Source organism: Teichococcus wenyumeiae (genome assembly GCF_003696345.1).
GTDB classification, from domain to species: Bacteria; Pseudomonadota; Alphaproteobacteria; order Acetobacterales; family Acetobacteraceae; genus Pseudoroseomonas; species Pseudoroseomonas wenyumeiae.
In genome coordinates this window covers 259,001-271,662 of the sequence record NZ_RFLX01000001.1, presented here as the reverse complement: position 1 = coordinate 271,662, position 12,662 = coordinate 259,001, and the positions used below count along the sequence as shown (strand labels likewise).

Annotated in this window: 11 protein-coding genes; 2 read left to right on the top strand and 9 right to left on the bottom strand. The window is 69.3% G+C overall.

Going from position 1 to position 12,662, the window contains the following annotated elements; all coding sequences use genetic code 11:
* Positions 1–7 precede the first annotated feature (7 nt).
* The 9 genes from EBE87_RS01280 to EBE87_RS01240 all read right to left on the bottom strand — a co-directional run bounded on the left by EBE87_RS01280 (position 8) and on the right by EBE87_RS01240 (position 10,440).
* Positions 8–346 (bottom strand): lipopolysaccharide assembly protein LapA domain-containing protein, encoded by a 339-nt coding sequence (locus EBE87_RS01280; protein ID WP_120639357.1) that lies wholly within the window; start codon positions 344–346, stop codon positions 8–10.
* 6 nt (positions 347–352) lie between these two features.
* Positions 353–685, bottom strand: a complete 333-nt coding sequence (ihfB, locus tag EBE87_RS01275; protein WP_120639356.1) for an integration host factor subunit beta — start codon at positions 683–685, stop codon at positions 353–355.
* Positions 686–723: 38 nt separating this feature from the next.
* Entirely contained in the window at positions 724–1,641 is a 918-nt protein-coding gene (gene sppA / locus EBE87_RS01270) for a signal peptide peptidase SppA (protein ID WP_233553307.1), read from the bottom strand.
* Positions 1,642–2,000: 359 nt separating this feature from the next.
* Complete coding sequence (rpsA, locus tag EBE87_RS01265) at positions 2,001–3,686, bottom strand: 30S ribosomal protein S1 (protein ID WP_120639354.1); 1,686 nt, start codon at positions 3,684–3,686, stop codon at positions 2,001–2,003.
* 429 nt (positions 3,687–4,115) lie between these two features.
* On the bottom strand, positions 4,116–4,859 hold the full coding sequence (locus EBE87_RS01260) for an RluA family pseudouridine synthase (RefSeq protein ID WP_122139830.1): 744 nt from the start codon (positions 4,857–4,859) through the stop codon (positions 4,116–4,118).
* A gap of 33 nt (positions 4,860–4,892) precedes the next feature.
* On the bottom strand, positions 4,893–5,762 hold the full coding sequence (locus tag EBE87_RS01255) for a branched-chain amino acid aminotransferase (RefSeq protein ID WP_120639568.1): 870 nt from the start codon (positions 5,760–5,762) through the stop codon (positions 4,893–4,895).
* Between the two features lie 292 nt (positions 5,763–6,054).
* Positions 6,055–8,925, bottom strand: coding sequence for a DNA polymerase I (gene polA / locus EBE87_RS01250; RefSeq protein WP_199707607.1), 2,871 nt, complete (start codon positions 8,923–8,925; stop codon positions 6,055–6,057).
* Positions 8,912–9,136 carry a zinc-finger domain-containing protein gene (locus EBE87_RS01245; protein WP_120639569.1) on the bottom strand — a complete coding sequence of 75 codons (225 nt, stop codon included), beginning with the start codon at positions 9,134–9,136 and terminating at the stop codon, positions 8,912–8,914. Before EBE87_RS01245 ends, polA begins: the two co-directional genes overlap by 14 nt.
* A 305-nt stretch (positions 9,137–9,441) precedes the next feature.
* Complete coding sequence (locus EBE87_RS01240) at positions 9,442–10,440, bottom strand: TerC family protein (RefSeq protein ID WP_120639570.1); 999 nt, start codon at positions 10,438–10,440, stop codon at positions 9,442–9,444.
* A gap of 250 nt (positions 10,441–10,690) precedes the next feature.
* Here EBE87_RS01240 and EBE87_RS01235 point away from each other — a divergent pair, with 250 nt between their 5' ends.
* Together EBE87_RS01235 and EBE87_RS01230 are read left to right on the top strand one after the other, a co-directional pair.
* The gene (locus tag EBE87_RS01235) at positions 10,691–11,752 is read left to right on the top strand and encodes an alpha/beta hydrolase (RefSeq protein ID WP_158600959.1); all 1,062 of its coding nucleotides are present in this window, start codon (positions 10,691–10,693) and stop codon (positions 11,750–11,752) included.
* 17 nt (positions 11,753–11,769) lie between these two features.
* Positions 11,770–12,645, top strand: coding sequence for an alpha/beta hydrolase (locus tag EBE87_RS01230; RefSeq protein ID WP_120639572.1), 876 nt, complete (start codon positions 11,770–11,772; stop codon positions 12,643–12,645).
* The last annotated feature ends 17 nt before the right edge of the window (positions 12,646–12,662 follow it).

The window sequence follows — 12,662 nt, the reverse complement described above, 5'->3', positions numbered from 1 at the left end:
GCCTCTTTTACGCGTGGTGCGGCGCGGGGGCCAGAGCAGTGCCCGGCGGGGCCGTATTCGGCACCGGCACGGCCTGCTGCGCGCGCAGCTCGGCGACCTCGGCTTCCAGCAGGCGGGCGGCATTGCGCATGCGGCGCGCCTCGGCGCGGTGGCGCAGCCCGCTGCCCCAGGCCAGCAGGGCGCCGAGCAGGAAGGCCAGCAGCGCCGCGCCGAGCACGGCGCCGGCCAGCGGCACCTGCCAGGCGACATCGAAGGGCCAGAACTGCAGCTCCACCGGCGCGGTATTGGAGACCGCGAAGAGCACCAGCACCAGCAGCAGCGGCAGGGCGAGGATCAAAGCCAGCACTGAATCTTACTCCGCCGTCGCCGCGCCGCGGCCGGTTGTGCGCCGGGGGGCCTGCAGCGGGCCGCCATTGACGCGCTCCCGCAGTTCCTTGCCCGGCTTGAAATAAGGCACCGCCTTGCTGGCCACCTCAACCGCTTCGCCGGTGCGAGGGTTGCGGCCGGTGCGCGGGTCGCGCTGCTTGGCGGAGAAGGCGCCGAAGCCGCGCAGCTCCACCCGGTCCCCGCGCGCCAGGGCGGCGCTGATCTCGTCGAAGATCGTGCCAACGATCAATTCGACATCCGGCTGGCGCAGATGCGGATTGGCCGCCGCCAACTGCGCGATCAGTTCGGACTTCGTCATCTCGCGCGGATCTCCTCGGGGGGCAGGGTTCGCAAATTTCAGGGCCCAGGCTGCCAAACGGCCCGCACGCCGTCAACCGCAAGCCATTCTGATACAACGCTTTTCGTAAGGCCACGCAAGGCGAAGCCAAAGGTGCGTTCCGAAAGGTCGCGCGGGTCCAGGTCCCGCACCGGCGTGGTGGCCGGAATCTGCTTGTCGCTCTCCAGCCAGGCCCGTGCCTCGGCCTCGCCGCCGATGGCATCCACCAGCTTCAGCGCCAGGGCCTGCCTGCCGGTATAGACCCGCCCGTCGGCCAGCGGCCGCACTTCTTCGAGCGTCATGTGCCGGCCCTTGGCCACCATGCCCATGAACTGGTTCTGCAGGTCGGAGATGACGCCCTGCATCACCGTGCGCCCTTCCGGTGACAGTGGCTGGAAGGGGCTGGGCTGCGCCTTCAGCGGGCCGGAGGTGATGGTTTCCGGCCGCACGCCCAGATGCCCCAGCAGCTCCGACACATCGAAGGACTGCATCAGCACGCCGATGGAGCCGGTGACCGTGCTTTCCCGCGCGAAAATGCGCTCGGCCGGCATGGCGGCCATGAAGGCGGCGGAAGCGGCGGTGCCGCGCATCACCGCCACCACCGGCTTCTTTTCCCGGAAGCGGGCCACGGCGGCATGCAGCGATTCGCCGCCACCCACGCTGCCGCCCGGGCTGTCGATGGAGAGGATCAGCCCCTTCACCGAGGCGTCGCGCGCGGCGGCATCCAGCGCCTCGGCCACGCGGGGGTCGTCGGTGATGGCGCCTTCGACCTTCAGCCGGGCCAGATGCGCCCGGCCGGACAGGCCTTCGGCACCGCCCCGGAAGGCGACGAAAGCCGCCAGCGCCCCCAGCGCCACGGCGGCGACACGCCAGCCCAGAAGCTGCCGCTTCAGCCGCCGTCGGTCCACCAGCAGATCGGATTGCAGGGAGGCGCTCATGCTGATCGCATCCATGACGGGTCGGGATAGGCGGGGTCAAGAGCGGGACGCGTGCTGGAGGGGCGCCGCCCCTCCAGACCACCCTGCTGGGGTGACAGTGTCACCCCAGACCCCGCCATCTGTCTGGCACAGGTGGCGGATGAGTCGTGCCGGCGGGCATGGACCTCCGGCAACCACAGCTTCAGCCCATATGCTCTTCAAGGCAGAACCAGAAACCTGAAGCGGGGCCCAGGGTGGGCTTTCCACCCCGGCGGGGGCCTGGGGGCAGCGCCCCCGGACGCTGGGGCACAAATGAAAACGCCCCGGGTGGAGAACCACCCGGGGCGCTTCGTTTCGATCCGATCCCTTGCGGGGTTGGATCAGTCCTCGGAGACCATCGAGTTGCGGCGGCGGATGGCCGCGCCCAGGATGTCGCCCAGCGAGGCGCCGGAATCGGTGGTGCCGTATTCCTTCATCGCCTCGCGCTCTTCCTCGACTTCCTTGCCCTTGATGGTCAGGGCCAGGCGGCGGGCGGCGCGGTCCACGGCGGTCACCTTCGCATCGACCTTCTCGCCAATGGCGAACTTGTCGGGGCGCTGGTCGCCACGGTCGCGGGCCAGCTCGGCGCGACGGATGAAGCCCGTCAGCACGTCGTCGACCTTCACCTCGATGCCGTTCTGCTCGACCTTCGTCACGATGCAGGTGACGATGTCGTTCTTGCGGACGCGGTCCAGCACCTCGGCGGCCGGATCGGCCTCAAGCTGCTTGATGCCGAGGGAGATGCGCTCCTTCTCGACGTCCACGTCCAGCACCTTGGCCTTGACGATCTGGCCCTTCTGGTACTCGGCCATCGCCTGCTCGCCGGCGACATCCCAGGACAGGTCGGACATGTGGACCATGCCGTCGATCTCGGGAGCCAGACCCACGAACAGACCGAACTCGGTGATGTTGCGGATCTCGCCCTCCACGATCGAACCCGGGCCATGGGCCTCCAGGAACAGCTCCCAGGGGTTGCCCTGGGCCTGCTTCAGGCCGAGGCTGATGCGGCGCTTCGGCTCGTCCACGTCCAGGATCAGCACGTCGACTTCCTGCGAAGTGGCGACGATCTTGCCCGGATGGACGTTCTTCTTGGTCCAGCTCATCTCGGAGACGTGGACCAGGCCCTCGACGCCCGGCTCCAGCTCCACGAAGGCGCCGTAGTCGGTGATGTTGGTGACGCGACCGGAGAACTTCGCACCCACCGGGTACTTGATCGCCACGCCTTCCCACGGGTCGGACATCAGCTGCTTCATGCCGAGCGAGATACGCTGCGTCTCGGAATTGAAGCGGATCACCTGCACGCGGACCTGCTGACCGATGGTCAGGGCCTCGGACGGGTGGTTGATGCGGCGCCAGGCGATGTCGGTGACATGCAGCAGGCCGTCCACGCCGCCGAGGTCGACGAACGCACCGTAGTCGGTGATGTTCTTGACCACGCCGTCCAGGATCATGCCTTCCTTGAGGCCCTGGATCAGCTCGGAGCGCTGCTCGGCGCGCGTCTCTTCCAGCACAGCGCGGCGCGAGACCACGATGTTGCCGCGGGCGCGGTCCATCTTCAGGATCTGGAACGGCTGCGGGGAACCCATCAGCGGACCGACATCGCGCACGGGGCGGATATCGACCTGGGAGCCGGGCAGGAAGGCCACGGCGCCGCCGAGGTCGACGGTGAAGCCACCCTTCACGCGGCCGAAGATGACGCCGTTGACGCGCTGCTGCGCGTTGAACGCCTTCTCCAGGTTGGTCCAGGCTTCCTCGCGGCGAGCCTTCTCACGGGACAGGACGATGGAGCCGTCCCGGTCCTCGTAACGCTCGACGAACAGCTCGATCACGTCGCCGGGCTGAACTTCGGCCTTCTGACCCTGAGGAGCGAATTCCTTCAGGGGGACGCGGCCCTCGCTCTTGAGGCCGACATCGACAACGGCATAGTCGTCATCGACGCGGATGACGCGGCCAGTGACGACGGAGCCGGCGAAGCCGGTGTCGGCACCCAGCGTCTCGTCGAGCAGGGCAGCAAAGTCTTCGGTCATATAGCGGGAATATCCTGCTTCTGGCCCAGGCAAGGTACCCGGGCCGGTTCCTGCGCCCCCGCCTCGGCGGGCACGACTTGGCAGGGTGCCGTGGTTGGCGGCTTGCCCTGACCCTGTGATGACAGGCGGAATGTCGGCCCACCCATGCCGGCCCGGATATGGCCCGCCGCCGGAACGACAGGCCCGAAAACCGGGCAACCTTGCCGCCACGCCGGCAGCAAGGTTTGGAAAACCGCCTAAGACAGTGACAGGCGCTCCGTCAAGCGGAATCACCGGGCCAGAATCCTGGCCCGGCTGCGTCCTGGCCGCCGCTGTGGCTTGTTCTGAGGACCGAAGTGGTGAGCTTGTTGAATTCTTTCAAGGGCTTGGGGCGCTGAATCGTCTTTCACGCCGCTGCTGGCCGGAAAAACACGAGTCGCGGCGTGCCGGCTAGGTCCCGGCTTTCCAGCCGCAGGCGGCAAAGGCCGGGCGCATGGCGGCGGGCACCGGGGCCTCGGCCATCACAGGGGGCGAAAGCGGCAGCCGGATGGCACGGGCCAGCAGATGCAGCCCGCCCGGGGCGGGGGTGCCGTAGAAGGGGTCGCCCAGAATGGGGAAGCCCAGTGCGGCGCAATGGACGCGCAATTGATGCGTACGGCCGGTGCGCGGGCGCAGTTCCAACCAGCAGAGCCCAGGCGCACGGCCCAGCACGCGCCAGAGCGTGGTGGCGGGCTGGCCTTCCGGGTGCGGCTCGATTCGCCAGCCACGGGCGGCAGTGCTGGTCTTGCGCAGCGGCAGGTCGATGCGGCCCTGGGGACCGGCGGGTCCGGTACCCTGCACCACGGCCCAGTAGGTCTTCTCCGCCCGGCCGGCGGCGAAGAGGGCGCCAAGCTCCGCCAGGGCGGGCTGGGTGCGGCCCAGCACCAGGCAGCCGGCGGTATCGGTATCCAGCCGGTGCGCCGGCTGCGGCATGCGCTTCTTGCCGAAGGCCAGTTGCGGCAGCCAGTCCTCGAGGCTGGCACCGCCGCGCGGCCCCGCATGGACCGGCAGCCCGGCGGGCTTGTCCAGCACCAGCACCGCATCGGTGCGCAGCAGGATGCGGGCGGCGATCTCCGCCGGCGGCTCGGCCGGCAGGCGGGGCGGGGGAGGCGGGCGCCGCGCGACGGGCTGCGCCCGCCCGCGCGGCGGTCTCATGGCCTCAGGCGGCCTTGGTCTGGCGCGGCCGCTTCACGCGGCCTTCGGCAGCATGCGGGAGGTGGATTCCGCCCAGGCGAAATACAGCTCGCGCGCCTTGGTGCCGATCGGGCCGATCGGCAGCTTGCGGCCCTCGAAGTTGGTGCAGAACTGCACCTTGCCGAAATTGCCGGTGGCGAAGATCTCATCCGCCTCGCGCAGCATCTGCGGCGTCACCGTGCATTCGCGGGCCTCGATGCCGGCCTCGCGCAGCAGGGTCAGCACGCGGGTGCGGGTGATGCCGGCCAGGAAGGTGTTGTTGGCCACCGGCGTCATCACCACGCCGTCCTTGACCATCATCAGGTTAGAGGTGGCGAATTCGGCCACATTGCCCTCGAAGTCGCAGAGCACGGCGTTGTTGAAGCCCTTGTCGCGGGCGGAGGCGGCGGCGCGGGAGGAATTCGGGTAGAGCGCCGAGGCCTTGGCATTGGTGGGCGCCATGTCCGGCGCCGGGCGGCGCTCCGGCACCAGGCAGGCGGAGAAGCCCTGCGAGGCATCCGGCATCGGCGCGTCATAGATGGAGAGCACGAACTCGGTGCTGTCCGGGTCCGGGAAGGCGGCGCCGATGCCGCGGCGGATGAAGAACTGCGGGCGGATATACAGCTCGGCATCGGCCGGCATCTTGGCAACGCCCTCACGGCACAGGGCCTCGATGGCGCGGGCATCCAGGCCGGGCTTCATGCCCATGTTCTGCGCGCTCTGAATGGCGCGGGCGCAATGCAGGTCCAGGTCCGGCACCAGGCCACGGATGGCGCGCGCGCCGTCGAAGACGATGGAGCCGAGCCAGAAGGCATGGTCCATTGGGCCCAGCAGCTTCGGCTCCTCGGTGGACCAGTTTCCGTTGTGCCAGAAGACGCCAGCCATGGGCCTTGCTCCTATTGAGAATGCGGAACGCCAAAGTGGCACGGAGCGAGACGAAAATGAAGGGCAGGGGGCGCTGCCGCGGCCTTCTGCGGGGGTGGCGAAATGGCTCCGGGAGCCGCTGTGCGGCATAGAGAGGCTGCCGCCACCGTTCAGGGCCGCCGGCCCGGTGGTTCGACAAGGCCGGCGACCTGCGGATGGCATATCGCCCGATCCCGGAGCAGAAACTGCTGTGCTCGGGCGAGGCCTCCTGGGTGGGAAAGCGGCCGGTCGTCCCAGGCCGCTTTCCTTGGCCTCAGTGGGCCTCGGCCCAGTTCGCCCCATGGCCGATCTCGGCGCGCAGCGGCACGCGCAACTCGGCCACGCTTTCCATCACCTGCTTCACCACGGCGGAGGTTGCGGTGAGCTGCCCCTGCGGCACTTCGAACAGCAGTTCGTCATGCACCTGCAGCAGCATCTTCGCGTCCAGCCCGGCATCCTTCAGGGCCTTGGGCATCCGCACCATGGCGCGCTTGATGATCTCGGCCGCGCCGCCCTGGAAGGGGGCGTTGATGGCGGCGCGCTCGGCATTGCCCCGGCGGGACATGTCCTTGGAGGTGATGCCATCGATCCAGAGCTTGCGGCCGAAGGGCGTCAGCACGAAGCCGTTGATGCGGGCCTCTTCCTTCAGCCGCTCCATCTCGGCGCGGATGCCGGGATACTGGGCGAAATAGGCGTCGATGATGCCCTTGGCCTCACCCGGGCCGATGCCCAGGCGCGCGGCCAGCCCAAAGGCCGACATGCCGTAGATGATGCCGAAGTTGATGGTCTTGGCGCGGCGCCGGGCCTCGCGGTCCACCTTGTCCGGCTCCAGCTTGAAGATATCGGCCGCCGTGCGGCTATGGATGTCCTCGTCCTTGGCGAAGGCATCGCGCAGGCTGGGCACATCGGCCAGATGCGCCAGCAGGCGCAACTCGATCTGCGAATAGTCGGCGGCCAGCAGCACATGGCCGGGTGAGGCCACGAAGGCGCGGCGGATGCGCACGCCTTCCTCGGTCCGGATCGGGATGTTCTGCAGGTTCGGCTCGGTGGAGGACAGCCGGCCCGTCGAGGTGATGGCCATGGAGAAGTCGGTGTGGACGCGGCCATCGCGTGGGTCGAGCTGCGCCGCCAGCCCTTCCACATAGGTCGACTTCAGCTTGGAAAGCTGGCGCCAGTGCAGCACCGTCTTGGGCAATTCATGCCCGCGGGCGGAAAGGTCCTCCAGCACCGCAGCATCGGTGCCCCAGGCGCCGGCCTTGCCGCGCTTGCCGCCAGGCAGCTTCATCTCGTCGAAGAGGATTTCGCCGAGCTGCTTGGGGGAGCCGACATTGAATGGGCGGCCGGCCAGCTCGTGGATCTTCTGCTCCAGCGTCACCATGCGCTGGGAGAAATCCTCGCCGATGCGGGCCAGCTCGACGCCGTCGACGCGGATGCCCTCCATCTCCATCTGCTTCAGCACGCCGATCATGCGGCGCTCGATCTGCTCGTAGAGCGCGAGCGCCTTGTCGCTGCGCAGCCGGGGCTTGAGCATCTGCCACAGCCGCAGCGTGACATCGGCATCCTCGGCCGCATAGGCCGTCGCCTTCTCCAGGTCGACCTGGGAGAAGGGGACGCGGTTGCGTCCGGTGCCGGTGACCTGGTCGTAGGGGATGGGGCTGTGGCCAAGGTGGCGCAGCGACAGCTCGTCCATCCCATGGCCGTGGCGGCCGGCATCCATGCTGTAGGAGATCAGCATGGTGTCATCGACCGGCGAGACCTCGATGCCGCTGTTGGCGCCCTCGGCCTGCGGGCGGCCGAGCACCTCCAGGTCGTACTTGGCGTTGTGCAGCACCTTCAGCGTGCCGGGGTCTTCCAGCAGCGGCTGCAGGGCGGAGAGCGCCTCGCGCAGCGGGATCTGCACCGGGGCCACGGGCGCCGCTTCCAGCATGTCGCCATTGCCGGGCTTCGGGCCATGGGCCAGCGGAATGTAGCAGGCGCGGCCGGGTGCGATGGCCAGCGAGATGCCGACCAGCCTGGCATGCAGCGCGTCCAGGCTGTCCGTCTCGGTATCCAGCGCCACGGTGCCGGCGGCGCGCGCCTCCTCCACCCAGCGGTTCAGGGTGTCGAGATCGGTGACAGTCTCGTAGGGGCCGAAGGCGGGCGCGTCCTCAGGCGGTGCACCGACCGGCTCGGCCTGGGCCAGGATGGCGGGGGCATGGCGCGGCTGGCTGGTGGCCGGGGCGCCGCTGTCGCCCTCCAGCCCCATCCGGTGCAGCAGGGAGCGGAAGCCCTGGTCGCGCAGGAAGATGGCCAGCTTGCCGGGCTCCGGCGGCTGGGCCAGCAATTCGTCGATCGGCCGGGGCAGCGGGGCGTCGGCATCCAGCAGCACCAGCTGGCGGCTGATGCGCGCCTGCTCGGCGAAATTCTGCAGCGACTCGCGCCGCTTGGGCTGCTTGATCTGCCCGGCGCAGGCCAGCAGGTTCTCCAGGTCGCCATATTCCTGGATCAGTTGGGCGGCGGTCTTGAGGCCGATGCCGGGCACGCCGGGCACGTTGTCCGTGCTGTCGCCGGCCAGGGCCTGGACCTCCACCACCTTGTCCGGTGTGACGCCGAACTTCTCGAAGACCTCGGGCTCGCGGATCGGCTTCTGCTTGATCGGGTCCAGCAGCTGCACGTTGGGCCCGACAAGCTGCATCAGGTCCTTGTCGGAGGAGACCACCGTCACCTGCCCGCCCTCGGCCGAGAAGGCCTTGGCATAGGCGGCGATCAGGTCGTCGGCCTCGTAATTCTCCAGCTCCAGGCAGGCAACGCCGAAGGCGGCCGTGGCTTCCCGGATCAGCGCGAACTGCGGCACCAGCTCCGGCGGCGGCTCGGGGCGGTGGGCCTTGTAGTCGGCATAGATCTGGTTGCGGAAGGTGACGCGGGAGCGGTCGAAGACCACCGCGATATGGCTGCCCGCATGCTTGGTCAGGAAATTGCCCAGCATGCTGGTGAAGCCGAAGACGGCATTCACCGGCACGCCATCCGGCCGCGTCATCGGCGGCAGGGCATGGAAGGCGCGGAAGATATAGCCCGAGCCATCGACCAGGATGAGGTGCGGCTTGTCCTGCCGCACCACCTCGGCCGGAAGGTCCGCCGGGCCAGCGGCCCCCTTAGTGATGGCCATCGTCCCCGGCACCCTCGGCCAGCACATAGGTGCGGGAGCAATAGGGGCAGGTCACCTGCCGGTCCTCGATGCGCAGATAGACCAGGGGATGACCCAGTGCGCCACCGCCATTGTCGCAGGGGACCACGCGGCTGTGCACGGTGATGGTCTCCTCCGGCGTCACGCCGGGAGTGGCCTTGGGGGTGTAGCCGGTCAGTTTCTCGTCACGCATCGGCCTGGGTTCCGGATCATGCGGCAGGGGTGGGCCGGACCATAAGGCGAACGGGCGCGCGGGGCAAAGGGCGGTGGGAAAAGGAAGGCCGGGGGAAGGAATTCCCCCGGACCCCCATCTTTCTTCTTCGAGCTGGAGCTGAACGGCGCAGATGGCGCCGGAAACAGGGGCCACTCGGGCGGCCCGCGCAGTCGCCGGAGGTCATCAACCCCCGTATCCATTCCGGGGTGCGGCCGCAGGCCCACCCGAAAACAGGCAAAACAAAAGAAGGGGGGCCTGGGGGGAATTCATTCCCCCCAGTGCTGTCACTGCTCCTGTTCGATCACCTTCGGGTGCTCGTCCACCACCGGCTGCCCGCGCGTCTTCCAGAGCGAAAGCGCGATGGAACCGGCAATGATGCCGCCCGTGACCATCAGGGCGTATTCCACCGGGATTGCTTTGCCGCCCGCGTACCAGTTGGCCAGCATCTTCACGCCCACGATCATCAGCACGATCGAGAGGCCGTGCTTCAGGTACTTGAAGCGGTGGATGACGCCGGCGAGGGCGAAGTACATCGCCCGCAGGCCCAGGATGGCGAAGACATTGGCCGTGTAGACGATGAAGGGGTCGGTGGAGACGGCGAAGATGGCCGGGATGCTGTCCAGCGCGAAGAAGAGGTCCGTCAGCTCGATCAGCACCAGCACCAGCAGCAGCGGCGTGACCATCAGCTTGCCGGCTTCGCGCACCGTGAAGGCATTGCCGCGGTAGCTGTCCGTCACCGGCAGGTGGCGGCGCAGCCAGGCCAGGATGGGGCTGCCGGTCGGGTCTTCCTCCTCATCGGCGGAGCGCAGCATCTTGTAGCCGGACCACACCAGGAACAGGCCGAAGACCACCATCAGCCAGTCGAATTCCCGCAGCAGGGCGGTGCCGACCAGGATCATCACGCCACGCATCACCAGCGCGCCCAGGATGCCCCAGAAGAGCACGCGGTGCTGGTAGGCTGCCGGCACGCCGAATTTGGCGAAGAGCAGCACGAAGACGAAGATGTTGTCGACTGAGAGCGACCATTCGATGACGTAGCCGGTGAGGAATTCCAGGCTCTTGGTCGCCCGTTCCTCCGGCGTGTCGCCATAGGTCATGCGCAGCCAGACAAAGAAGGCGCCGGCCAGCGCGATATAGGCGGCGGACTTGATCAGCGCGGTGCGGACGGGCACCGGCGCGGGTTCGCCATTGGGGCTCTTCTTGGCGAAGACGCCAAGGTCGAGCAGCAGCAGGCCCAGGACGGCCGCGTTGAACGCGACCCAGAAGACAGGTGAGGCTTCCATGCCGAAAGGCTCCTCCAGAAAGGGGCCCGGCCACGCGAACGCAACTCGTCCGTGAGGTGGAAGCGCGCCGGGCCCGGTTGCGCGAGAAGTCGATCCGACATCACGAGGACGGGCTCGGCATGGAGCACCGCCCGGTCGCCAGAGGGGCCCGGATCACAGCGAACATGAAGTTCCTGTCATGAAATGGCAAGGCTTTTCGTGCCGGGCGCCGCATTTACCGCTGCCCCACGGAACCGCTATTTCACTCGCCATGCCGCACCGCATACGGGCTTCCGGGCTGTTCTGGCTGCTGGCCGCCGCGCTGGCATTGGCCGGCTGCGCGCCGCAGGTCGTGCCATTGGGCGATGCCGCGCTGGGCTATGGCCTGGACGCCAAGGCTGTCGCCGAGGTGCCGCGCGGCGAGGCCCCCGTTCCTGTCGCCCCGCTGGCCGAGCCGATCCCGGCACCGGATGGCGCGCTGCTGCCCCACCGGGTCTGGCGCGCGGAAGGCGGCCCGCCCCGCGCCCTGCTGCTGGCCCTGCACGGCTTCAACGAGCATGGCGGCAATTTCCTGCTCGACAGCCTCGGGCAACTGACGGCGGCGGGGGTGGAGGTGCATACCTACGACCAGCGCGGCTTCGGCCAGGCGCCCTCCCGCGGCTACTGGCCCGGTACCGAGACCATGGCGCGCGATGCCGCCGCCGCCGCCGCCTATCTCAAGGCGCGCAACCCGGATGTGCCGCTGTTCCTGCTGGGCGAAAGCATGGGCGCCGCCGTCGCCCTGCTGGCCGAGACGGGGGAGGCACCGCCGCCGATCGACGGGCTGGTGCTGCTGGCCCCCGCCTTCTGGTCGCGCGGCGCGGTGGGGCCGGTGGGTGTGGGGGTCTTCTGGGCCCTGGCGCACAGCGTGCCGGCGCTGGGCTTCCCCGCCGCCGCCGGCGGCATCTCGGCCAGCGACAACCTGGACGCGCTGCGCCGTAACGGGCGCGACCCTCTGGTGATCAAGATCACCCGCATCGATGCCGCCTGGGGCCTGCTGGATGCCATGGACCGTGCCACCCAGGCCCTGCCGCGCTGCTGCGCCGTGCCGGTGCTGATCCTGCAAGGGGCCAAGGACGCGGTGGTGCCGCCCGGCGTGACGCGGGCGGCGCTGCGCCGCATGCCGCCCGGGCCCCGCCTGGCGCGTTATCCCGAGGGCTTCCACCTGCTGCTGCGCGACAAGGTGCGCGGCACGGTGGCCGCCGACCTGCTGGCCTGGATGGCCGACCCCCGCGCGCCGCTGCCCTCGGGCGCCGACCGCGTGGGCGAGGCCTGGCTGGCGGCGGAACAGTGAGCGGAAAGGAGCGAGGCATGAGGCTGCGGCGCCGGATCCTGCTGGGGGGTCTTCCAGCACTGGCATTGGCTGGCGCGGCGCGGGCGGGGGGCGCCGGCCGCGCGCCCTATGTCCCGGCCCGCGCCGAGGTCTGGGACTTCACCGCCCGCAATGGCCGCCGCTACCGCGTGCTGGTCTCCTGGCCACCGGGGGAGGTGCCGGAACAGGGTTGGCCTGTGCTCTATGCCCTTGACGGCAATGCCATGTTCCCGCTGCTGACCGGCGCCTGCCGCCTGCTGGCCGACGAGCACCAGGGGGTGATCGTCGCCATTGACTTCCCGCTGGACGATTCGGAGCCGGAGCGGCGCGACTTCGAATACACCACCCCCGCGCCCGAGGCCCGCAGCCGCAATGGCGGCGCCGATGCCCTGCTGGCGGTGATCCAGGACGAGCTGAAGCCGGTGGTGGAGGAAGCCTTCCGCATCGACCCGGCGCGGCAGGCGCTGTTCGGCCATTCCTATGGCGGGCTCTTCGTGCTGCACGCGCTCTTTATCCGGCCGGAGACTTTTTCGACCTGGGTGGCGGCCAGCCCCTCCATCTGGCGCGGCGGCGCGCCACTGCTGCGGGAGGCGGAGGCCTTCATAGCCCGTCCCAGCCTGCCGGACCCGCCGCCCCGGCTGCTGATCACCTTCGGGGAGCTGGAAGGGCGCGCCCGCGTCAATGCGGGTGGCCCTGGCGGCCCGGGCGGCAGCCGCCGCGTGATGGCCGACAATGCCCGGCAGATGGCGGCGCGGCTGGATGCCGTGGCCGGGCGCTTCGGCGCCATCGCGGTGCAGGAATTCGAGGGCGAAAGCCATGGCAGCGTCCGCGCCGCCGCCGCCGGCCGGGCCCTGCCTTTCGCCTTCGAGGGATAGCCCGCCGCCGCCCTGGC

Coding starts and splice junctions, on each gene's coding strand:
- EBE87_RS01255 (WP_120639568.1), bottom strand. CDS start 5,762: ATGGCTGGCGTCTTCTGGCACAACGGAAACTGGTCCACCGAGGAGCCG.
- rpsA (WP_120639354.1), bottom strand. CDS start 3,686: ATGACCGAAGACTTTGCTGCCCTGCTCGACGAGACGCTGGGTGCCGAC.
- EBE87_RS01240 (WP_120639570.1), bottom strand. CDS start 10,440: ATGGAAGCCTCACCTGTCTTCTGGGTCGCGTTCAACGCGGCCGTCCTG.
- sppA (WP_233553307.1), bottom strand. CDS start 1,641: ATGAGCGCCTCCCTGCAATCCGATCTGCTGGTGGACCGACGGCGGCTG.
- EBE87_RS01230 (WP_120639572.1), top strand. CDS start 11,770: ATGAGGCTGCGGCGCCGGATCCTGCTGGGGGGTCTTCCAGCACTGGCA.
- EBE87_RS01245 (WP_120639569.1), bottom strand. CDS start 9,136: ATGCGTGACGAGAAACTGACCGGCTACACCCCCAAGGCCACTCCCGGC.
- EBE87_RS01260 (WP_122139830.1), bottom strand. CDS start 4,859: ATGAGACCGCCGCGCGGGCGGGCGCAGCCCGTCGCGCGGCGCCCGCCT.
- ihfB (WP_120639356.1), bottom strand. CDS start 685: ATGACGAAGTCCGAACTGATCGCGCAGTTGGCGGCGGCCAATCCGCAT.
- EBE87_RS01235 (WP_158600959.1), top strand. CDS start 10,691: ATGCCGCACCGCATACGGGCTTCCGGGCTGTTCTGGCTGCTGGCCGCC.
- polA (WP_199707607.1), bottom strand. CDS start 8,925: ATGGCCATCACTAAGGGGGCCGCTGGCCCGGCGGACCTTCCGGCCGAG.